Source organism: Hydrotalea sp. GW822-HT8A01 (genome assembly GCF_058798575.1).
The window spans coordinates 3,646,139-3,665,164 of sequence record NZ_CM179506.1 but is presented as its reverse complement, the minus strand read 5'-3'; the positions used below and the strand labels follow the sequence as shown (position 1 = coordinate 3,665,164).

General features: G+C 37.1%; 28 protein-coding genes. All 28 read left to right on the top strand.

Going from position 1 to position 19,026, the window contains the following annotated elements:
- The first annotated feature begins 64 nt into the window (after positions 1 to 64).
- The 28 genes from rpsL to AC3QLY_RS16095 all read left to right on the top strand — a co-directional run bounded on the left by rpsL (position 65) and on the right by AC3QLY_RS16095 (position 19,026).
- The gene (gene rpsL / locus AC3QLY_RS16230) at positions 65 to 445 is read left to right on the top strand and encodes a 30S ribosomal protein S12 (protein WP_068242627.1); all 381 of its coding nucleotides are present in this window, start codon (positions 65 to 67) and stop codon (positions 443 to 445) included.
- A gap of 29 nt (positions 446 to 474) precedes the next feature.
- Positions 475 to 942, top strand: a complete 468-nt coding sequence (gene rpsG / locus AC3QLY_RS16225) for a 30S ribosomal protein S7 (protein ID WP_068242621.1) — start codon at positions 475 to 477, stop codon at positions 940 to 942.
- 263 nt (positions 943 to 1,205) lie between these two features.
- A complete protein-coding gene (fusA, locus tag AC3QLY_RS16220; RefSeq protein ID WP_075051465.1) occupies positions 1,206 to 3,356 on the top strand; it encodes an elongation factor G in 2,151 nt (716 codons plus the stop codon).
- 193 nt (positions 3,357 to 3,549) lie between these two features.
- Positions 3,550 to 3,855, top strand: a complete 306-nt coding sequence (gene rpsJ, locus AC3QLY_RS16215; RefSeq protein WP_068242832.1) for a 30S ribosomal protein S10 — start codon at positions 3,550 to 3,552, stop codon at positions 3,853 to 3,855.
- Positions 3,856 to 4,118: 263 nt separating this feature from the next.
- Complete coding sequence (gene rplC, locus AC3QLY_RS16210; RefSeq protein ID WP_075051467.1) at positions 4,119 to 4,736, top strand: 50S ribosomal protein L3; 618 nt, start codon at positions 4,119 to 4,121, stop codon at positions 4,734 to 4,736.
- A gap of 22 nt (positions 4,737 to 4,758) precedes the next feature.
- Positions 4,759 to 5,394: a 50S ribosomal protein L4 gene (rplD, locus tag AC3QLY_RS16205; RefSeq protein WP_218331438.1), complete on the top strand. Its 636-nt coding sequence runs from the start codon at positions 4,759 to 4,761 to the stop codon at positions 5,392 to 5,394.
- 26 nt (positions 5,395 to 5,420) lie between these two features.
- Entirely contained in the window at positions 5,421 to 5,720 is a 300-nt protein-coding gene (gene rplW / locus AC3QLY_RS16200; RefSeq protein WP_075051469.1) for a 50S ribosomal protein L23, read from the top strand.
- 45 nt (positions 5,721 to 5,765) lie between these two features.
- A complete protein-coding gene (rplB, locus tag AC3QLY_RS16195) occupies positions 5,766 to 6,605 on the top strand; it encodes a 50S ribosomal protein L2 (RefSeq protein ID WP_068242609.1) in 840 nt (279 codons plus the stop codon).
- A gap of 36 nt (positions 6,606 to 6,641) precedes the next feature.
- Positions 6,642 to 6,911, top strand: coding sequence for a 30S ribosomal protein S19 (gene rpsS / locus AC3QLY_RS16190; protein WP_075051470.1), 270 nt, complete (start codon positions 6,642 to 6,644; stop codon positions 6,909 to 6,911).
- Between the two features lie 55 nt (positions 6,912 to 6,966).
- Positions 6,967 to 7,311, top strand: coding sequence for a 50S ribosomal protein L22 (gene rplV, locus AC3QLY_RS16185; protein ID WP_074419560.1), 345 nt, complete (start codon positions 6,967 to 6,969; stop codon positions 7,309 to 7,311).
- Between the two features lie 13 nt (positions 7,312 to 7,324).
- On the top strand, positions 7,325 to 8,116 hold the full coding sequence (gene rpsC / locus AC3QLY_RS16180) for a 30S ribosomal protein S3 (RefSeq protein ID WP_074419559.1): 792 nt from the start codon (positions 7,325 to 7,327) through the stop codon (positions 8,114 to 8,116).
- A 72-nt stretch (positions 8,117 to 8,188) separates the two neighbouring features.
- A complete protein-coding gene (gene rplP, locus AC3QLY_RS16175; protein ID WP_068242597.1) occupies positions 8,189 to 8,608 on the top strand; it encodes a 50S ribosomal protein L16 in 420 nt (139 codons plus the stop codon).
- Positions 8,609 to 8,633: 25 nt separating this feature from the next.
- The gene (gene rpmC, locus AC3QLY_RS16170; protein WP_068242592.1) at positions 8,634 to 8,840 is read left to right on the top strand and encodes a 50S ribosomal protein L29; all 207 of its coding nucleotides are present in this window, start codon (positions 8,634 to 8,636) and stop codon (positions 8,838 to 8,840) included.
- A gap of 20 nt (positions 8,841 to 8,860) precedes the next feature.
- A complete protein-coding gene (gene rpsQ / locus AC3QLY_RS16165) occupies positions 8,861 to 9,118 on the top strand; it encodes a 30S ribosomal protein S17 (RefSeq protein ID WP_068242590.1) in 258 nt (85 codons plus the stop codon).
- A gap of 55 nt (positions 9,119 to 9,173) precedes the next feature.
- Positions 9,174 to 9,542, top strand: a complete 369-nt coding sequence (gene rplN / locus AC3QLY_RS16160; RefSeq protein ID WP_068242586.1) for a 50S ribosomal protein L14 — start codon at positions 9,174 to 9,176, stop codon at positions 9,540 to 9,542.
- 129 nt (positions 9,543 to 9,671) lie between these two features.
- Positions 9,672 to 10,010 carry a 50S ribosomal protein L24 gene (rplX, locus tag AC3QLY_RS16155; RefSeq protein ID WP_074418249.1) on the top strand — a complete coding sequence of 113 codons (339 nt, stop codon included), beginning with the start codon at positions 9,672 to 9,674 and terminating at the stop codon, positions 10,008 to 10,010.
- A complete protein-coding gene (gene rplE, locus AC3QLY_RS16150) occupies positions 10,010 to 10,585 on the top strand; it encodes a 50S ribosomal protein L5 (protein WP_068242580.1) in 576 nt (191 codons plus the stop codon). Before rplX ends, rplE begins: the two co-directional genes overlap by 1 nt.
- A gap of 44 nt (positions 10,586 to 10,629) precedes the next feature.
- Positions 10,630 to 10,899 (top strand): 30S ribosomal protein S14, encoded by a 270-nt coding sequence (gene rpsN, locus AC3QLY_RS16145; protein WP_288095424.1) that lies wholly within the window; start codon positions 10,630 to 10,632, stop codon positions 10,897 to 10,899.
- A gap of 51 nt (positions 10,900 to 10,950) precedes the next feature.
- The gene (gene rpsH, locus AC3QLY_RS16140; RefSeq protein WP_068242573.1) at positions 10,951 to 11,349 is read left to right on the top strand and encodes a 30S ribosomal protein S8; all 399 of its coding nucleotides are present in this window, start codon (positions 10,951 to 10,953) and stop codon (positions 11,347 to 11,349) included.
- Between the two features lie 85 nt (positions 11,350 to 11,434).
- Positions 11,435 to 11,989, top strand: coding sequence for a 50S ribosomal protein L6 (gene rplF, locus AC3QLY_RS16135; RefSeq protein WP_074419558.1), 555 nt, complete (start codon positions 11,435 to 11,437; stop codon positions 11,987 to 11,989).
- Positions 11,990 to 12,038: 49 nt separating this feature from the next.
- Positions 12,039 to 12,392 carry a 50S ribosomal protein L18 gene (rplR, locus tag AC3QLY_RS16130; RefSeq protein ID WP_074418247.1) on the top strand — a complete coding sequence of 118 codons (354 nt, stop codon included), beginning with the start codon at positions 12,039 to 12,041 and terminating at the stop codon, positions 12,390 to 12,392.
- A gap of 29 nt (positions 12,393 to 12,421) precedes the next feature.
- The gene (gene rpsE / locus AC3QLY_RS16125; protein WP_068242564.1) at positions 12,422 to 12,943 is read left to right on the top strand and encodes a 30S ribosomal protein S5; all 522 of its coding nucleotides are present in this window, start codon (positions 12,422 to 12,424) and stop codon (positions 12,941 to 12,943) included.
- 39 nt (positions 12,944 to 12,982) lie between these two features.
- Positions 12,983 to 13,165 (top strand): 50S ribosomal protein L30, encoded by a 183-nt coding sequence (gene rpmD, locus AC3QLY_RS16120; RefSeq protein ID WP_074419557.1) that lies wholly within the window; start codon positions 12,983 to 12,985, stop codon positions 13,163 to 13,165.
- Between the two features lie 112 nt (positions 13,166 to 13,277).
- Positions 13,278 to 13,727, top strand: coding sequence for a 50S ribosomal protein L15 (gene rplO, locus AC3QLY_RS16115; protein ID WP_074418252.1), 450 nt, complete (start codon positions 13,278 to 13,280; stop codon positions 13,725 to 13,727).
- 74 nt (positions 13,728 to 13,801) lie between these two features.
- Positions 13,802 to 15,154 carry a preprotein translocase subunit SecY gene (secY, locus tag AC3QLY_RS16110; RefSeq protein WP_068242557.1) on the top strand — a complete coding sequence of 451 codons (1,353 nt, stop codon included), beginning with the start codon at positions 13,802 to 13,804 and terminating at the stop codon, positions 15,152 to 15,154.
- Positions 15,155 to 15,308: 154 nt separating this feature from the next.
- Positions 15,309 to 16,115, top strand: a complete 807-nt coding sequence (gene map / locus AC3QLY_RS16105; protein ID WP_068242554.1) for a type I methionyl aminopeptidase — start codon at positions 15,309 to 15,311, stop codon at positions 16,113 to 16,115.
- Positions 16,116 to 16,242: 127 nt separating this feature from the next.
- Positions 16,243 to 17,781, top strand: a complete 1,539-nt coding sequence (locus AC3QLY_RS16100) for a M20/M25/M40 family metallo-hydrolase (protein ID WP_492990112.1) — start codon at positions 16,243 to 16,245, stop codon at positions 17,779 to 17,781.
- The gene (locus AC3QLY_RS16095) at positions 17,782 to 19,026 is read left to right on the top strand and encodes a BaiN/RdsA family NAD(P)/FAD-dependent oxidoreductase (RefSeq protein ID WP_075051472.1); all 1,245 of its coding nucleotides are present in this window, start codon (positions 17,782 to 17,784) and stop codon (positions 19,024 to 19,026) included.

The following is a 19,026-nucleotide window of genomic DNA, read 5'->3' as shown; positions in this document are numbered from 1 at the left end:
TTTCTTTTTGGAATTTACGACAAGGGCTATTACCTTTGCCGTCCTAAAAATTAAATAAAGTAGAATGCCTACTATACAACAATTAGTTAGAAAAGGCCGCGAAATTATCAGGGCTAAAAGTAAGTCAAGAGCATTAGACGCTTGTCCACAACGTCGTGGTGTTTGTACCCGTGTATACACTACAACACCTAAAAAGCCAAACTCAGCTTTACGTAAAGTGGCCAAAGTACGGTTAACAAATAAAATTGAGGTAATTGCTTATATACCCGGTGAAGGTCATAACCTACAGGAGCACTCTATCGTTTTAATCAGAGGCGGTCGTGTAAAAGATTTACCCGGTGTTCGTTACCATATTGTAAGGGGTAGTTTAGATACTGCCGGTGTTAAAGACAGAAAAAAGAGCCGCTCTAAATACGGTACAAAGAAAGAAAAAGCAAAAAAATAAATCAGTTAAACAGCTAATTTTTATATAACATGCGTAAAGCACAAGCCAAAAAATTACCTATAGCACCCGACGGTAGGTTTAATGATAAACTAGTAAGCCGTTTTATCAATAATATAATGTGGGATGGCAAAAAAAGTACTGCCATTAATATATTTTACGATGCCATCGATAAAGTGTCTAAAATGACCAATGAAGATGGTTATGAAGTTTGGAAAAGAGCTTTAGCTAATATTACTCCTGCTGTAGAAGTACGCAGCCGTAGAATTGGAGGTGCTACTTTTCAAATTCCTTCTGAAGTGCGCCCCGACAGAAAAATATCTTTAAGTATTAAATGGATGGTGCGCTACAGCCGCGAAAGAAACGGTAGAACCATGGCCGATAAACTGGCTAATGAAATTATTGCTGCCAGCAAAGGGGAAGGAGGTGCATTCAAAAAGAAAGAAGATGTGCATAGAATGGCCGAAGCCAACAAAGCTTTCTCACATTTCAAAGTGTAAATAAAAAATAACATAGAAAAAGGCTGCCTGTATCAGGTGGCCTTTTTTATTGGTAGAAGCTATAAGAAATGATATTGGTTGCTAATTTCTTGACATATAGTCATTATTCTCAATAAAAAACATAGTTTCATTCCTCGAATTGCTTTACAGTTAACCCATCAATTGCATATTTGAGCAACTAATCATTAAATCTTTGATTAAAATCTTGTAGAAATTCCTAAATCCCTACCTTTGCCGCCTGAAAAAAAATAAACAATCACTTTATGGCGGATTTGAAATTTCAACGCAATTTTGGTATTGCCGCTCACATTGATGCCGGTAAAACCACAACTACCGAGCGTATCCTACGGTATACCGGTATGATACATAAAATTGGTGAGGTGCACGATGGCGCTGCCACTACCGACTGGATGGAACAAGAAAAAGAAAGGGGTATTACCATTACCTCAGCAGCAGTAAGCTGTCAATGGAATTTTCCAACCGTATTAGGTAAAGTTACCCCTGAAACAAAAAAATATTATTTTAATATTATTGATACTCCCGGACACGTTGACTTTACTGTAGAAGTAGAACGTTCAATGCGAGTATTAGATGGGTTGATTGCCTTGTTTTCGGCTGTGGATGGTGTAGAGCCACAATCAGAAACCGTATGGCGCCAGGCCAATCGTTACAAAGTACCTCGTATTGGTTTTGTCAATAAAATGGACCGTTCCGGTGCCGATTTCTTAAATGTGGTAAAACAGGTAAGAGAAATGCTCGGAGCCAAAGCTGTACCATTACAATTACCCATTGGGGCAGAAGATAATTTTAGAGGGGTTGTAGATTTAATTAAAATGAAAGGCATTGTATGGCATGCTGAAACAGAGGGAATGACTTTTGATGAAATTCCGGTGCCCGAAGATATGTTGGAAGAAGTAAATTTCTGGAGACAAAACTTAGTTGAAGCGGTTGCAGAATACGATGATCATTTAATGGAAAAATTCTTTGATGATCCGAATACCATTAGCGAAGATGAGGTTCATGAAGCCATTCGTAAAGCTACTATCGATTTAAGTATAGTGCCCATGATGTGTGGTTCTTCTTTCAAAAACAAAGGCGTACAAACCGCATTAGATGCCGTTTGTAGATATTTGCCTTCTCCTGTTGATATTGAAGCGGTAACAGGTATTAATCCTGATACCGGCTTAGAGGTAAGCCGTAAACCCGATGCCAAAGAGCCCTTTGCAGCCCTGGCTTTCAAAATTATGACTGATCCATTCGTAGGTCGTTTGGCTTTCTTCCGCTGTTATAGTGGCCATTTAGATGCCGGCAGCTATGTATTAAACGTAAGAAGCGGTAAAAAAGAGCGTATCAGCCGTATTATGAAGATGTTTGCCAACAAGCAAAACCCAATCGATTTTATTGAAGCGGGCGATATTGCTGCTGCAGTTGGTTTCAAAGAAATTAAAACCGGAGATACACTTTGTGATGAAGCGCATCCAATTGTACTGGAAAATATGTTTATTCCTGAGCCAGTTATTGCCATTGCCATTGAGCCTAAAACACAAGCCGATGTGGACAAAATGGGTATGGCCATTGCCAAATTGGTAGAAGAAGATCCTACTTTGCGTGTAAACACAGATGAAGATACCGGGCAAACCATTTTGCGTGGCATGGGAGAATTGCATTTGGAAATTATTCTTGACAGGATGCGCCGCGAATTTAAAGTAGAAGTAAATCAGGGTGCACCACAGGTAGCATACAAAGAAGCCTTCCAGGCAACCATTCAACATCGCGAAATATTGAAAAAACAAACCGGTGGTCGCGGTAAATTTGCCGATATTCAATTTGAAATTGGCCCCGCCGATGAAGAATGGTTAAAAGAAAATGAAGGAAAGAATTTCCAATTTGTAAACGATATATTCGGAGGTTCTATTCCCCGTGAATTTGTACCTGCTATCCAAAAAGGTTTTGAAACAGCAATGGGAACCGGTGTATTGGCAGGATATCCGGTTAATAACATGAAAATCAGAGTTTTTGATGGTAGTTATCATGACGTGGATTCAGATTCTATGTCGTTTGAACTATGTGCTAAGTCCGGATTCCGTGAAGCAGCCAAAAAAGCCAAACCGGTATTATTAGAACCCATTATGAAAGTGGAAGTATTAACTCCAGATCAGTACATGGGTGATGTAACCGGCGACTTAAACCGCAGAAGAGGAATGTTGGAAGGAATGGATAACCGTAACAATTTACAGGTAATTAAAGCCAAAGTTCCATTGAGTGAAATGTTTGGTTATGTAACCCAATTACGTTCTTTATCTTCAGGTCGTGCTACTTCCACCATGGAATTTTCTCATTATGCACCTGCTCCAAATAACGTAGCAGAAGAAGTAATGGCCAAAAATAAAGGGAAAGTAAAAGTAGAAGATTAGGATGTAGAACAAGTAAATACATCATAAAGAGCCACATTTTAAAGCGTGTGGCTCTTTTTTTTAGCAGCATTTATCCTAACAAAAAAATATTTCGCTTTTCTTATAAATATTTTTAAAAAAACTTTCTTTTTTCTTGCCCATTTAAACCTGTAGCCATACCTTTGCAACCCAATCGGAAAATTAGGTAAAGATTATGTCTCAAAGAATCAGAATAAAATTACAATCATACGATCACAATCTGGTAGATAAATCTGCCGAGAAAATTGTGAAAACTGTTCGTAGTACTGGTGCCGTTGTAACCGGACCTATTCCTTTGCCTACGCATAAAAGAATTTTTACTGTTTTGCGTTCACCCCACGTGAATAAAAAAAGCAGAGAGCAATTCCAGTTGTGTACGCATAAGCGGTTATTAGATATTTATACATCATCATCCAGAACGGTTGATGCTTTGAGCAAATTAGATTTACCTTCCGGTGTTGAAGTGGAAATCAAAGCTTGATAAAGTTGATTAAGTAGGCTACCTCCCAATCGTTATTGAAAAAGGAGCTCTGGCTTTTGAATATAAAATTTGACATATAAACAGGCCCTTCGAGGTTTGTTTACTTCCGGTACTTCCATCGTCTTTGAAGTGTATATTTCAAAGAGCAGGCAAAACCACCGGGTTTTGGTGGCAAAAGGGAAAAGGTCGGCAGCAAACAAGGATTGAATTTTGCTTCATGGCAAAATGTCCTCTACACCTTAGCGGGGCAAAAACCGCAAAACATGAAAGGTATTATTGGAAAAAAAATTGGAATGACCAGCATTTTTGCCCAAGATGGCAAACAGGTGGCATGTACCATTATTGAGGCAGGTCCTTGTGTAGTAACACAAGTGAAAACCAAAGAAACAGACGGTTATGAAGCTTTGCAATTAGGCTTCACCGATAAAAAAGAAAAACACTCCACTAAGTCTGAGTTAAATCATTTCGTAAAAGCTCAAACTGCTCCCAAAAGATTTATAAAAGAATTTCGCAACTATACCATTGAAAAAGCATTAGGCGAAACCATTACACTCGATATTTTTTCTGAAGGTGATGCTGTTGAAGTAATTGGCACCACAAAAGGAAAAGGTTTTCAGGGTGTTGTGAAACGTCATGGTTTTAGTGGTGTTGGTGAAGCTTCTCATGGTCAACATGACCGTTCAAGAGCCCCCGGTTCAATCGGTGGTTCATCTTATCCTTCAAGAGTTTTTAAAGGAATGAGAATGGCAGGTCGAATGGGTAATGACCATGTAAAAATGAAAGGATTGAAAATAGTAAAAATATTCCCTGAGAAAAATTATCTGTTAATCAGTGGTTCAGTACCGGGTCATAACGGTTCTATAGTTTATATCCAGAAGTAGTCACCTATAATTCACACAAATCATGCAATTAGAAATATTAAATATAAAAGGCGAAAAAACAGGCAGAACGGTTGAATTACCGGAAGATATTTTTGGTATTGAACCCAATGACCATGTTATTTATTTGGCTGTTAAACAACATTTAGCTGCTCAACGTCAGGGTACACATAAGGTAAAAACACGTGCTGAGGTACATGGTGCCAGCCGTAAATTACACAAACAAAAAGGTACCGGTGGTTCTCGTAAAGGTAATATCCGTAACCCTTTGTACAAAGGTGGTGGTACTATTTTTGGACCTAAACCACACGCTTATACTTTCAAATTAAACCGTAAAGTAAAAGATTTGGCAAAAATTTCTGCCCTTAGTTATAAAGCAAAAGAAAATGCCATTATTGTAGTAGAAGATATTGCAATGGATGCACCTAAAACAAAGGAAATTACCAATATCATGCGTGCTTTGCAGGTAGCTGAAAAGAAAGCAATTATTGTTTTGCCTGAGTATAATGATAATGTGTATTTAAGTTCCAGAAATATCCCGAATATTACCAGTACATTATTGGCAGATATCAATACCTATGATGTAATGAATGCAGATGTTTTGGTAATAACAGAAAATGCAGCGAAGATATTTGCAGAAAACGAAATGGTAGAAGCATAATTTACAAACGTTTCAAAAGAAATAGAATGAAACCAACTGATATTTTAATTAAGCCTATTTTATCTGAAAAGGCAAATGTCCAACAGGAAAAGTTACGCCGTTATACTTTTAAAGTAGTTCGTGCAGCAAATAAACTTCAAATAAAACAGGCAATTGAATCCTTTTATGGCATTACCGTAGTGGATGTTAACACTGTAGTAGTTCCAGGAAAAAACAAAACCCGTTACACAAAGGCTGGTTTTATCAAAGGGAAAAAATCATCTTATAAAAAAGCATTGGTAACAGTTGCTGAGGGTGATACAATTGATTTATACGCAAACATTTAGTTATAGTAGCGAAGCTGAAAATTTCGCATTAAAATTTAAGAAACAATGGCATTAAAAAAGTACAAACCAATCACTGCCGGCACTCGTTGGAGAATTGGCAATGCTTATGCTGAAATTACCACTAATGAGCCTGAAAAAAGCTTGTTAGAACCACTTAAAAAAACAGGTGGACGTAATGCTCAGGGTCGCAGGTCAATGCGTTACATAGGCGGGGGTCATAAAAGACATTACCGTATTATTGACTTTAAGCGCAATAAGCAAAATATTGAAGCAACTGTTGTATCAATTGAGTACGATCCAAACCGTACTGCTTTTATAGCGCTGTTACAATATGCAGATGGTGAAAAAAGATATATTCTGGCTCCTCAGGGTTTACAAGTAGGTGCCAAAGTTATTGCCGGCGATGCAGTTGCACCCGAAATTGGCAATGCACTTCAAATGAAGAATATGCCTTTGGGTACCAATATTCATAATATTGAAATGCAACCCGGACAAGGTGGAAAATTAGCACGTAGTGCCGGTGCATCTGCTCAATTAGCCAATAAGGAAGAAAAATACGCCGTATTAAAAATGCCTTCCGGAGAGTTGAGAAAAGTTTTAATTAACTGTTACGCAACTGTTGGAGTGGTATCTAATAGCGATCATAATTTACAAACTGCCGGTAAAGCAGGTGTAAATCGTTGGAAAGGAATCCGCCCAAGAGTTAGAGGTGTAGCCATGAACCCCGTAGATCACCCAATGGGTGGTGGTGAAGGTAAAGCTTCCGGAGGTCATCCACGCAGCAGAACCGGTAAATATGCCAAAGGTGAAAAAACCAGAACAAGAGGCAAAGCCAGTGATAAGCTGATTATTCAAAGAAGAGATGGTAAAAAAATTACCAAGTAACAATATTTAGATAAACGCACTAAATCGTAAATCCAAATGGGTCGTTCGATTAAAAAAGGTCCTTATGTTGACGCAAATCTTGATGAAAAAGTAACCGCCATCAACGAAGGTAAAATAAAGAAAGGGGTGATAAAAACCTGGAGCCGTCGCAGTACAATTACACCCGATTTTGTTGGGCATACATTTGCTGTACACAATGGTAACAAGTTTATACCTGTATATGTAACTGAATTTATGGTTGGACATAAATTAGGAGAATTTGCGCCTACCAGAAACTTCAAAGGTCACTCAGGACAAAAAAAATAAATTAATTCAGGGCAAACAGTAAAACAGTTTGCCGAATGATAGAAATCAAATCAAAATGGAAGCAGTAGCTAAACTGAAAAATTATCCCACTGGTCCGCTCAAAATGCGGTTATTAGCCGATGTGATCCGTGGAATGGAAGTAGAAAAGGCTTTGGCTATATTAGAATTTCACCCGCAACACAATGCTACCCCGTTAGCAAAACTGTTGAAGAGTGCCATTAATAATTGGGAACAAAAAAATAATGGAGCCAGTGCTGCAGATAGTAGTCTTATTGTAAAAACAATTTTTGTAGATGGTGGCCGCATTTTAAAAAGAATGCGCCCGGCACCACAAGGTCGTGGTTACAGAGTAAGAAAACGCAGCAATCATGTAACAATCATTGTAGATTCTAAAAACTAATTGAAACCATATTATGGGTCAGAAAGCAAATCCAATTGGTAACAGGTTAGGTATCATCCGCGGATGGGAAAGTAACTGGTATGGCAATAAAAAAGACTTTGCCGTTAAGTTAATTGAGGATCAAAAAATCCGTACTTACCTGAATGCCCGTATAAACAAAGGTGGTATAGCAAAAATAGTTATTGAGCGTACGCTTGGTAAACTTATCGTTACCATTCATACATCAAAACCAGGTATTATTATCGGTAAAGGTGGTGGTGAAGTAGATAGTATTAAAGAAGAATTGAAGAAATTAACCGGTAAGGATGATGTTCAAATCAATATTCTTGAAATACGTCGTCCTGAATTAGATGCAACCATTGTTGGCGATACTATTGCACGGCAAATTGAAAACCGTATTAACTTTAAGCGTGCCATTAAAATGGCCATTGCCTCAACACTCAGAATGGGTGCAGAAGGTATTAAAGTAAGGGTGAGCGGACGTTTAGGCGGTGCTGAAATTGCTCGTAGTGAAGAATTTAAACAAGGCCGTGTACCATTGCATACTTTACGTATGGATATTGATTATGCAAGTGTATTTGCACAAACTGTATATGGTAAAATCGGTATCAAAGTGTGGATTTGTAAAGGTGAAGTATTAGGTAAACGCGAATTGAACCCAAATTTTGTTGGCGGAAAAAATGACCTAAGCGATAGAAGAGAGAGAACCGGTGGAGATGACAGACGCGGAGGCGGTAATCGCGGAGATCACCGTGGCGGTGGAAGGAACAATGATTCCAGAGGACCAAGAAAACCACAGCATTAAAACAGGTACTAGCAATTTGCTATACTTTTTTTGAATACCACACAGTAAATACTGTGTAAAAACAACAAAAAAATGTTACAGCCAAAAAGAAGTAAACATAGAAAACAACAAAAAGGCCGCATTAGGAATGTTGCTAAAAGGGGCACCTCTATTGCTTTCGGTTCGTTTGCATTAAAAGCTTTAGAACCCATTTGGTTAACCAACCGTCAGATTGAAGCTGCCAGACAAAGTATGACACGTGCCATGAAGCGTGAAGGAAACGTTTGGATTAGGGTATTCCCCGATAAAATTATTACCCGTAAACCTTTAGAGGTAAGGATGGGTAAAGGTAAAGGTAACCCTGAATTTTGGGCTGCTGTAGTGGAACCGGGTCGTATTATTTTTGAGTGTGATGGTGTAAGTGAAACAGTTGCCAGAGAAGCATTGCATTTGGCAGCTCAAAAATTACCAATTGCAACCAAATTTATTGTAAGGAGAGACTTGCAAGCATAAAATAAACACTTTAATATTATTTGCAATGGCAAAAAAATTTGATTTTAATAAGAGCCTAAAGGAGATGACTGAATCTGACATTAAAGCCAGAATTGAGGAGGATACCTTAAGGTTAAAGAAATTGGAATTTGCACACGCAATTTCTCCGTTGGAAAATCCAATGAGTATTCGTGAGTTAAGAAAAGATATTGCCCGTTTAAAAACGGCATTACATAACAGAGCTATGGCTTAATAACCAATAAATTGCTAACAATGGTTGAAAGAAATTTGCGTAAAACAAGAATTGGGGTGGTAACCAGTAATAAAATGGCTAAAACCATTACCGTTGCTGTAGAAAGAAAAGTAAAACACCCTATTTATGGAAAGTTCGTTAAGAAAACGACTAAGTTCCATGCACACGATGAAAAAGATGAGTGCACAATTGGTGATATGGTTAAAATAATGGAAACCCGCCCACTAAGCAAAACCAAACGTTGGAGATTAGTTGAGGTGATTGAAAAAGCCAAATAAAATTATTATCGATAGCCTGCTTATAGCAGCCTGTTAACTATCAAATTATTAAACAATGATCCAGCAAGAAAGCAGACTAAATGTAGCTGATAATAGCGGTGCCAAAGAAGTACTTTGTATTAAAGTACTTGGAAATAGTGGCCAGGATTATGCCAAAATTGGCGATAAAATTGTGGTAACTGTTAAAGATGCCATTCCTGCCGGTGGTATTAAAAAAGGTACCGTATCCAAAGCCGTAATTGTAAGAACCAAAAACAAATTACGCAGAAAAGATGGTTCTTATATTCGTTTTGATGATAATGCTGTTGTGTTATTAAACAATGCTGATGAGCCACGTGGAACTCGTATTTTTGGGCCGGTTGCCCGTGAATTAAGAGATAAAGGCTACATGAAAATAATTTCATTGGCACCTGAGGTTTTATAAATCGCTCCGTAGCGTAACAACTGTACAAGTACAAGTGTGCGACGCAACGAAGCTGAATATAGATTAAAAGCTGGTAACAAAACAAATAACTAACCTTTTAAAAAAGGGTTATATAAAAGGGTAAACACCATGAGTAAAAGATTTAAACCCAAATTTAACATCAAAAAAGGCGATACTGTTGTAGTAATTGCCGGTGAAGACAAGGACTTGAAAAAACCCAGAAAGGTATTAGAAGTTCTGATTGATGAAGCACGAGTTGTTGTAGAAGGGGTAAACATTGTTACAAAACATACCAAACCCAATGCTCAAAATACAAAAGGTGGTATTGTTAAAATAGAAGCTCCTGTGCATATCAGTAATGTAATGCTTTGGGATGCAAAAGCCGGCGGCCCTGCAAAAATTAAAAAAAGCCGAGAAGAGGGTAAATTAATTAGAATATCAAAAAAATCAGGGGAGGTTATTAAATAATGAGTACAACTAAATACACTCCGAGAATGGCGGAAAAATATCGCCAGGAAGTAATTCCCGTATTGATGAAGAAGTTTGCTTATAAAAGTGTAATGCAGGCTCCTAAAATCGAAAAAATTTGTATTAACCGTGGCGTGAACGGTGCTGTTACCGATAAAAAATTGGTAGATGTTGCCGTAAACGAATTAGAACAAATTACAGGTCAAAAGGCCGTACCTACTTATTCTAAAAAAGACATTTCTAATTTTAAATTACGTAAAGGCATGCCCATTGGCGCAAGAGTTACTTTACGTGGCGAAAAAATGTATGAATTTTTAGACAGGCTGGTATCTGTAGCATTACCCCGGGTACGTGATTTTAAAGGAATTAGTGATAAAGCTTTTGATGGGCGTGGTAACTATACTTTAGGCGTAACTGAACAAATTATATTTCCGGAAATTGATATTGATAAAGTTAATAAAATTACCGGTTTTGATATAACCATTGTTACAACTGCGCAAACCAATGAAGAAGCATATGAGCTGTTGAAAGAATTGGGAATGCCTTTTAAAAGTGCAAAAAAAGAAAATAATTAAAATATAAATGGGCAATTTGCCCATTCAGAATCAACATTAAAATTATGGCAAAAAAATCAATCATAGCCAGACAAGTAAAAAGAGAAGCAATGGTGGCCAAGTACGCAGAAAAACGTGCTGCTCTGAAAGCTGCAGGTGATTATGCTGCTTTAGATTTATTACCCAAAAACGCTTCACCGGTACGATTAAAAAATCGTTGTCAGTTAACCGGCAGACCTCGTGGATATATGCGTTATTTCGGTGTATCCAGGGTAATATTCAGAGACATGGCTTTAAATGGTAAAATTCCTGGTGTAACAAAAGCCAGCTGGTAATTTTAATCCGTTTAGTAAACAAAATTTAGAACAGCATTTAATTAATATACAATGGTAACTGATCCTATTGCAGACTTTTTAACAAGGATTCGTAATGCTCAAATGGCCGGTCACAGACTGGTAGAAATTCCCGCCTCTAATTTAAAAAAGCGGATGACTGAAATTTTATATGAGCAGGGTTATATTTTAAAGTACAAATTTGAAGAAAATACCAAACAAGGTATTATCAAAATTGCACTGAAGTATGATCCTACGAGTAAACAACCTGCTATTCGTTCCTTAGAAAGAATTAGCAGACCAGGTTTACGTCAATACGCAAAACCCGCTGATATGAAACGTGTTATTAATGGGTTGGGTATTGCTATCATCAGCACCTCTAAAGGCGTATTAACCGACAAACAGGCAAAAGCGCAAAATGTTGGTGGTGAAGTGCTTTGTTATATTTATTAATCACTTTTTGATTTAAGTAGATAATTAAGCCTTTTAGTCGGGGCTGAACACAACTTAAATTGTAATTATAAAAAACGAAACGACTATGTCTAGGATTGGAAAACAACCCGTAATACTTCCCAAAGGCGTTACTGTTACACTTGGAAAAGATAACGTAATTACAGTGAAAGGGCCTAAAGGTGAATTAAAGCAAGCAGTTGACAGAGATATTGTGATTGAAATTTCTGACACTGAAGTGAATTTAAAAAGACCTACTGATCAAATTCGCCATCGTGCCATGCATGGTTTGTACCGTTCTTTGGTATCTAACATGGTAAAAGGTGTAACAGAAGGATTTAGAAAAGATCTGGAATTGGTGGGTGTGGGTTTTAAAGCTGCGAATCAAGGTAATACATTGGATTTATCGTTAGGTTACTCTCACAACATTATTTTTGAAGTGCCTAAAGAGTTGAAAGTTGCCACTGCTACTGAAAAAGGTAAGAACCCAACCATTACTTTAGAAAGTATTGACAAACAATTATTAGGACAGGTGGCTGCTAAGATACGCGGATTACGTAAACCTGAACCATACAAAGGAAAAGGTGTAAAATATAGCGATGAAATTATCAGAAGAAAAGCTGGTAAAGCTGCTGGTAAATAACAATTATAAATGACACTTCCGGCAGTATCGGAAGACAAAATAAATAGAAATGAATAGTAAACTTGTTCAAAGACAAAAAATTCGGTACCGTATCCGTAAAAAAGTTGCCGGTACAGCTACTAAACCCCGTTTATCGGTTTTTAGAAGTAATGCAGAAATTTATGCTCAATTAATTGATGATGACAATAGCGTAACACTGGCTGCTGCCTCTTCAAGAGATAAACATTTAGTTGCTCAAAAAGTTACAAAAATTGAAAAAGCTAAAATGGTAGGTGTAGCTATTGCACATAAAGCAAAAGAATTAGGTATTACCACCTGTGTTTTTGACAGAGGCGGGAACTTATACCATGGCAGAGTGAAAAGTGTAGCAGATGGTGCCAGAGAAGGTGGTCTTCAATTCTAATCTAAACAAATACTTAATAATTTAGGTCCATGTCTAAAATAACTGAAAATAAAGTAAAGCTAACCGGTGAAATTGAACTGAAAGAAAAAGTAGTTGCGATTAACCGTGTTGTAAAAACTACAAAAGGCGGACGTACTTTTAGTTTCTCTGCTTTAGTAGTAGTTGGTAACGAAAAAGGAATTGTTGGCCAGGGTTTGGGAAAAGCAAAAGAAGTTCAGGAAGCTATAGCAAAAGGTATTGATGATGCAAAAAAGAACTTGGTAAAAGTTCCTGTAATGCATGGAACCATACCACACGAACAATGGTCAAAAGCCGGTGCAGCCAAAGTATTAATTAAACCCGCAGCACACGGAGCCGGTGTAATTGCTGGAGGCAGCATGCGTGCTGTTTTGGAAAGTGCAGGTGTTACCGACGTATTGGCCAAAAGTCTTGGTTCTGCCAATCCTCATAATGTTGTTAAGGCTACCATTAAAGCTTTAACCGAATTACGTGAGCCAATTCAGGTTGCCAAAAATCGTAACGTAAAATTAAATAAAGTTTTTAACGGGTAAACTTTAGCATATTTTGCTGAGGTTAAAATTCTGAAGATTATGAAAAAAATTAAAGTTACTCAAATAAAAAGTGGTATCGACAGGTCTGAACGTCAAAAAAAAACCTTAGAAGCCCTTGGTTTAAATAAGTTAAATGCATCACGTGAAGTAGAAGCAACTCCTCAAATTGTTGGCATGATCAATAAAGTAAGCCACTTAGTGAAAGTTGAAGAAGTAAAGTAATTCAATCATTGAATGCTAAATGATATGTGAATTAATTTCGCATATCATTTCGCATTTATCATTTATTCATCAAGCGAGGGGCGATTCCCCGATAAGTACAAAATCAAATACAATGAAATTACACAATTTAAAATCCGCAGAAGGCGCAACGCACAAACAAAAAAGATTAGGCAGAGGTGAAGCATCTGGTAAAGGTGGTACATCTACAAAAGGTAACAAAGGTGGACAAAGCCGTGCCGGTTACCAACGTAAAAATGCTTTTGAAGGCGGTCAGATGCCTATCCAACGTCGTTTACCAAAACGTGGCTTTAAAAATATTAATCGTGTTGAATACAAAGTGTTCAACTTAGGTCAAATAGAAACATTGAATGAAAAATATGCTTTCTCAGAATTTTCATTGGAAAACTTATACATCAACGGATTGGTAAACAGGACTGATAAAGTTAAAATTCTGGGTAATGGAGAATTAAAAACTAAATTGAATTTTAAAGTAAATGCCATTAGCGATAAGGCAAAAGCTGCCATTGAATCTATTGGCGGTACAGTAGAGCTAATTAAATAATTTACTGTATATTGCCTCCCGCATTCATTAGCGTTTGAAATGCTTTAGGTTTTAATCTCTTAACAACAGTATTTGTGAAAAAATTCATCAAAACAATTAAGAATATTTGGGGTATTGAAGAGTTGCGTGATAAAATTATTGTAACGCTTGCTTTAATATTAGTATACCGGTTTGGTACCCATGTAGTATTACCCGGAATTGACCCGAATTTATTAGATCAGGCAAAATTAAATGCTGCAAATAAAGGTTTGTTAGGTTTGTTCGATACTTTTGCAGGTGGAGCTTTTACACAAGCTTCCATTTTTGCATTGGGCATTATGCCTTATATATCTGCCTCTATTTTTATGCAGTTAATGACCATTTTAGTGCCTCAATTACAAAAAATTCAAAAAGAAGGTACCAGCGGTCAGAATAAAATTAACCAATGGACTCGTTATTTAACTGTAATTGTAACCGCTTTTCAGGCAGGTGCTTATGTTGCTTATTTAACTAACCCACAGGGCGGCTATGCACAGGCTATCTTATTAGACAGAACAGTATTTACAATTACCACTGTTATCACACTTTCAGCAGGAACTTTGTTTGTAATGTGGTTAGGAGAAAGAATCCAGGATAAAGGTTTGGGGAATGGTACCTCTATTATTATCATGGTGGGTATATTAGCACGTTTTCCACAGGCAACCATTCAGGAATTTTCTGCCAAAAGTGAAAAAGCGGGTGGTGGTTTATTAATTTTCCTGATTGAAATTGCCATTCTGGTTGCTGTCATTATGAGCTTAATTATATTGGTGCAAGGTGTACGTAAAATACCTGTGAATTATGCCAAACAAATTATAGGCAATCGTCAGTTTGGCGGTGCAAGACAATTTTTACCGGTAAAAGTGAATAGTGCAGGTGTAATGCCTATCATCTTTGCACAGGCAATTATGTTCTTACCTACATTGGTTTCTTTCACTAATATTGAATCTGCAAAAGGAATTATAAAAATATTCAATGATCACAGTAACCCTTGGTACATGCTGATTTATGGTGTTATGGTAATTGGATTTACCTTTTTGTATACCGCTTTAATATTCAACCCCAAACAAATTTCTGAAGATTTAAAACGTAATAACGGTTTTATACCCGGTGTTAAACCCGGCCAACCTACAACAGACTTTATAGGCGCTATTATGGATAAAGTAACCTTACCCGGTGCCATTTTTCTTGCAATTGTAGGTATCATGCCAGGTTTTGCTCAAAAATTAGGTGTAACCAGTTCATTCAGTACGTTTTATGGAGGTACCTCTTTGTTAATTATGGTAGCGGTAATTTTAGATACGCTGCAACAAATAGAAACTTATTTATTAATGCGTCAGTACGATGGATTAATGTCTGGTGGCGGTAGAATACAGGGAAGGCAAGGTGTAACATCTTCTGTATTATAATATTGAAGAATTGCTTTTTAAATATTAACCTGTTGGGCCTTGGCTCAGCAGGTTTTCTTTTTATTGACGTTCCATTTATACTTTAGATAATAGCACTAATTTAAATTGAATCAATTAATTTTATTTTCAAATGTCACGAAGAAATAATGTAAATATGATGTATGCTAAAACTGAACAGGAAATTGCATTGATGAAAGAAGCCGCTTTGCTGGTTAGTAAAACATTAACGGCTGTTGCTACATTTTTAAAACCCGGCGTTACTACCTTACAAATAGATAAACTTTGTTTTGAATTTGTGAAAGATCATCAGGCTATTCCTTCATTTCTAAATTATCACGGATATCCATACTCAGTATGTGCTTCGGTGAACGACGTGGTGGTACATGGTTTTCCGAATCATACTCTAATTAAAGAAGGTGATATTGTTTCAATTGATATGGGTGTCATTTTAAATGGATGGCATGGCGATCATGCGTATACCTTTATTGTTGGAGAGGTTGCACCTGAAGTATTGCAATTGGTAAAAATTACAAAAGAAAGCCTTTATAAAGGAATTGAAAAAGCAATAGCCGGTAACAGAGTAGGTGATATTTCTTTCGCCATTCAAGAACATACTGAAAAGAAAATGGGTTATGGGGTAGTGCGTGAATTAGTAGGTCATGGATTAGGACGTTCATTACATGAAGAGCCACAAGTGCCTAATTATGGTAAACGCGGTAATGGGCCAAAACTGAAAGAAAATCTTGTGTTGGCTATTGAACCGATGATTAATTTAGGTACCAAAGACGTGTATACAGAACAAGATGGCTGGACGGTTAGAACAAGGGATGGCAAAGTTTCTGTACATTTTGAACACGATGTTTGTGTGAAGAAGGAGCATCCGCTCATTCTATCTGATTACAGCATTATAGAAGCTGCTGAAAAAAGCAATACGAATCTAAATACCAGTTATTACGCATAATCTGTTTCAGTACTTGATTTTATTCTAAATAATCCAGAAAATCAAGTGCATGGTGTATTTAATTGTGTTTTAACCTGGCTGCAATATAATGCATTGACTGTATTGTTACATACTATAAAATAAATACATGAATAGATTGAATATTTTATCGTTTGCTTTTTTTTTAGCCCTCATGCAAGTGCAGGCACAGCAAAAGCATCCATTGCCTTGGTTCAAAGATTATCAACAGCAAAAAAAAGCCACTATTCTGCAGGATTATATTGATTTTATTGCCATCCCTAATATTGCAGTAAATAAGATTGCCTTGCAGAATAATGCGGAATATTTAATGCGGCTAATGCAATCTGCCGGTATTGAACATACCCGTTTTCTTTTTCCTGAAGATGAATCAGCACCACCGGTAGTATATGGAGAAATAATAGTACCCGGAGCCAGGCAAACTATTGTATTTTATGCCCATTATGATGGACAGCCCGTTGATAGCGCTAACTGGCATATCGGTTTACATCCCTTTCAACCTGCTTTATACAGTAATAAAATTGAACTTGGCGGTAAGCCATTGACGAAAGATGAATTTATTAATAATTTGCAGGATGAATTTCGAATTTATGCTCGTGGTGCTGCCGATGATAAAGCCGGTGTAATGGCAATCATCAATGCCTACATTGCTTTAAAAAAGAAAAATATTGCGCCTGCAGTAAATGTAAAGTTCTTTTTTGAAGGGGAAGAAGAAGCCGGTTCGCCACATTTGGCTGAGGTATTATTCAAATACAAAAATCTGCTTCGCTCTGATGTTTGGATTATTTGCGATGGCCCACAACCCTCATCCGGAAAAAATTTGATATCATTCGGTGTTCGGGGCGATACGCATATAGACATCACTTTGTATGGAAGCAAATTCCCATTACATAGTGGTCACTATGGCAATTGGGCACCCAATCCTGCATGGAATCTGGTTCGCTTATTATCTTCCATGAAAAACGATAGTGGTTATGTTACCATCAAAAATTTTTATAGTGATGTGACACCCTTATCCAATCTGGAGAAAAATGTATTGGCACAATTAGATCAAAATGATACAGAATTGAAACACCAATTCGGTTTTATTATGCCGGAAATGAAAAATATTGCTTTATCTGAAGCCATTCTTTTACCCACTTTAAATATCAATGGTATCGAAAGCGGAAAGTTTGGTGCATTGTCTACCAATAGTATTCCTGCTACCGCTTCTGTAAGTTTAGATTTACGTTTGGTGCCCGGAAACGATTACAAAGTACAGCAGGAAAGAGTCATTAAGCATATTCAAGATAAAGGTTATTACATCATTAACAGAGATCCTACTGATGTGGAACGAATGGCTCATCCATTCATTGCCAAAATTATTTGTAGTGATGGGTATAATGCGCAAAAAACACCAATGGACTTAGCAGTTTCGCAGCAAATCATTCGTGCACTTGCTGCAACTTCAACAAAGGGGTTAGTAATCATGCCTTCTACAGGTGGCAGCTTGCCTTTGTATGTTATTGAACAACAACTCAATGCCAAAGCCATTTCTATACCCATTGCCAATTACGATGATAATCAACATGCGTCCAATGAAAATATCCAAATGGGTAATTTTTGGAATGGTATTCAAGAAATCATTTCAATTATGATAATGCAATAAATGCGTAATTCAAAATCTTTAATAGTAATTGGAGGAGGTGCTGCCGGTTTTTTTTGTGCGGTAAACACTGCGCGGATGAACCCTGATTTGCGGGTAATGATTGTTGAAAAATCAGATAAAGTGCTTTCAAAAGTAAAAATTAGTGGTGGTGGGCGTTGTAATGTTACCCATGCATGTTTCGAACTCAATCAGTTTTTTCAATATTATCCACGTGGTGCGCAGTTTTTAAAAAAATGTTTTCATTGGTTTAATGCAAAACATACGGTTGAGTGGTTTAAAGAGCGCCATGTAAACCTGATTGCAGAACCAGATGGGCGGATGTTTAGCGATACCAATACCTCTCAAACAATTATTGATTGTTTGTTAGGCGAAGCAAAACGTTATGAGGTTAATCTTCTGTTGAAAACAAATATTATCAAAATTTTGCCTGTTAAAAATTATTTCAAATTAACTGCTGTAAATGGAAAAGAAATGGTAGCAGATTATGTATGTATTACAACAGGTGGTTTTCCTAAATTATTGCAGTGGAATTGGTTGGCCAATTTAGGTCATACTATTGTTCCGCCTGTAGCCTCGTTGTTTACATTCAACCTTTCTTCGCACCCTATTCATGAATTAACAGGTATTAGTGTTCCTGCTGTTGCAATAAAAATTAACGGAACAAAATGGAAACAAACAGGCCCTCTGTTAATTACCCATTTTGGTTTCAGCGGACCTGCCATTTTAAAGCTTTCGGCATGGGGTGCCCGTTATTTGGCTGAAAAAAATTATATTTTTGATATACTTATCAATTGGATTCCTGAAATGAATGAGCAGGTATTGCGAAATACCCTGAATGGTTTCAGAATGAATGCATCCCGGCAAATGATTGGTTCTAAATGCTATTTCTCTTTTCCTCTAAGGTTGTGGCTTTATTTCTTAGAACAAATCCATCTTTCACCTCAAAAAAAATGGGCCGATATCAGTAATCATCAAATCAATCAACTGGTATTGAAATTGCAGCAGGATAAGTATACCATTCAGGGCAAAACTACTTTTAAGGATGAATTTGTTACGGCTGGCGGCATCGATTTATCTGAAGTAGATGCCAATACTTTAGCAAGTAAAAAAATACCTCATTTGTTTTTTGCCGGTGAAGTGTTAGATATTGATGGTATAACAGGCGGATTTAATTTTCAAAGCGCATGGACAACAGCATTTATGGCAGCGAAAGCCATTGCTGCAGATAGTTCAGCAAGTGCATAA

What these genes read in the sequence shown, in the direction of transcription:
- rpsS (WP_075051470.1), top strand. Translation starts at nt 6,642, where the DNA reads ATGGGTCGTTCGATTAAAAAAGGTCCTTATGTTGACGCAAATCTTGAT.
- rplW (WP_075051469.1), top strand. Translation starts at nt 5,421, where the DNA reads ATGAAACCAACTGATATTTTAATTAAGCCTATTTTATCTGAAAAGGCA.
- rplO (WP_074418252.1), top strand. Translation starts at nt 13,278, where the DNA reads ATGAAATTACACAATTTAAAATCCGCAGAAGGCGCAACGCACAAACAA.
- AC3QLY_RS16095 (WP_075051472.1), top strand. Translation starts at nt 17,782, where the DNA reads ATGCGTAATTCAAAATCTTTAATAGTAATTGGAGGAGGTGCTGCCGGT.
- rpsG (WP_068242621.1), top strand. Translation starts at nt 475, where the DNA reads ATGCGTAAAGCACAAGCCAAAAAATTACCTATAGCACCCGACGGTAGG.
- rplP (WP_068242597.1), top strand. Translation starts at nt 8,189, where the DNA reads ATGTTACAGCCAAAAAGAAGTAAACATAGAAAACAACAAAAAGGCCGC.
- rplR (WP_074418247.1), top strand. Translation starts at nt 12,039, where the DNA reads ATGAATAGTAAACTTGTTCAAAGACAAAAAATTCGGTACCGTATCCGT.
- fusA (WP_075051465.1), top strand. Translation starts at nt 1,206, where the DNA reads ATGGCGGATTTGAAATTTCAACGCAATTTTGGTATTGCCGCTCACATT.
- rplC (WP_075051467.1), top strand. Translation starts at nt 4,119, where the DNA reads ATGAAAGGTATTATTGGAAAAAAAATTGGAATGACCAGCATTTTTGCC.
- rpmC (WP_068242592.1), top strand. Translation starts at nt 8,634, where the DNA reads ATGGCAAAAAAATTTGATTTTAATAAGAGCCTAAAGGAGATGACTGAA.
- rplD (WP_218331438.1), top strand. Translation starts at nt 4,759, where the DNA reads ATGCAATTAGAAATATTAAATATAAAAGGCGAAAAAACAGGCAGAACG.
- rplV (WP_074419560.1), top strand. Translation starts at nt 6,967, where the DNA reads ATGGAAGCAGTAGCTAAACTGAAAAATTATCCCACTGGTCCGCTCAAA.
- rpsJ (WP_068242832.1), top strand. Translation starts at nt 3,550, where the DNA reads ATGTCTCAAAGAATCAGAATAAAATTACAATCATACGATCACAATCTG.
- rpsE (WP_068242564.1), top strand. Translation starts at nt 12,422, where the DNA reads ATGTCTAAAATAACTGAAAATAAAGTAAAGCTAACCGGTGAAATTGAA.
- rpsC (WP_074419559.1), top strand. Translation starts at nt 7,325, where the DNA reads ATGGGTCAGAAAGCAAATCCAATTGGTAACAGGTTAGGTATCATCCGC.
- rplE (WP_068242580.1), top strand. Translation starts at nt 10,010, where the DNA reads ATGAGTACAACTAAATACACTCCGAGAATGGCGGAAAAATATCGCCAG.
- rplF (WP_074419558.1), top strand. Translation starts at nt 11,435, where the DNA reads ATGTCTAGGATTGGAAAACAACCCGTAATACTTCCCAAAGGCGTTACT.
- rpmD (WP_074419557.1), top strand. Translation starts at nt 12,983, where the DNA reads ATGAAAAAAATTAAAGTTACTCAAATAAAAAGTGGTATCGACAGGTCT.
- map (WP_068242554.1), top strand. Translation starts at nt 15,309, where the DNA reads ATGATGTATGCTAAAACTGAACAGGAAATTGCATTGATGAAAGAAGCC.
- rplX (WP_074418249.1), top strand. Translation starts at nt 9,672, where the DNA reads ATGAGTAAAAGATTTAAACCCAAATTTAACATCAAAAAAGGCGATACT.
- rpsN (WP_288095424.1), top strand. Translation starts at nt 10,630, where the DNA reads ATGGCAAAAAAATCAATCATAGCCAGACAAGTAAAAAGAGAAGCAATG.
- rpsH (WP_068242573.1), top strand. Translation starts at nt 10,951, where the DNA reads ATGGTAACTGATCCTATTGCAGACTTTTTAACAAGGATTCGTAATGCT.
- AC3QLY_RS16100 (WP_492990112.1), top strand. Translation starts at nt 16,243, where the DNA reads ATGAATAGATTGAATATTTTATCGTTTGCTTTTTTTTTAGCCCTCATG.
- rpsQ (WP_068242590.1), top strand. Translation starts at nt 8,861, where the DNA reads ATGGTTGAAAGAAATTTGCGTAAAACAAGAATTGGGGTGGTAACCAGT.
- rplB (WP_068242609.1), top strand. Translation starts at nt 5,766, where the DNA reads ATGGCATTAAAAAAGTACAAACCAATCACTGCCGGCACTCGTTGGAGA.
- rpsL (WP_068242627.1), top strand. Translation starts at nt 65, where the DNA reads ATGCCTACTATACAACAATTAGTTAGAAAAGGCCGCGAAATTATCAGG.
- rplN (WP_068242586.1), top strand. Translation starts at nt 9,174, where the DNA reads ATGATCCAGCAAGAAAGCAGACTAAATGTAGCTGATAATAGCGGTGCC.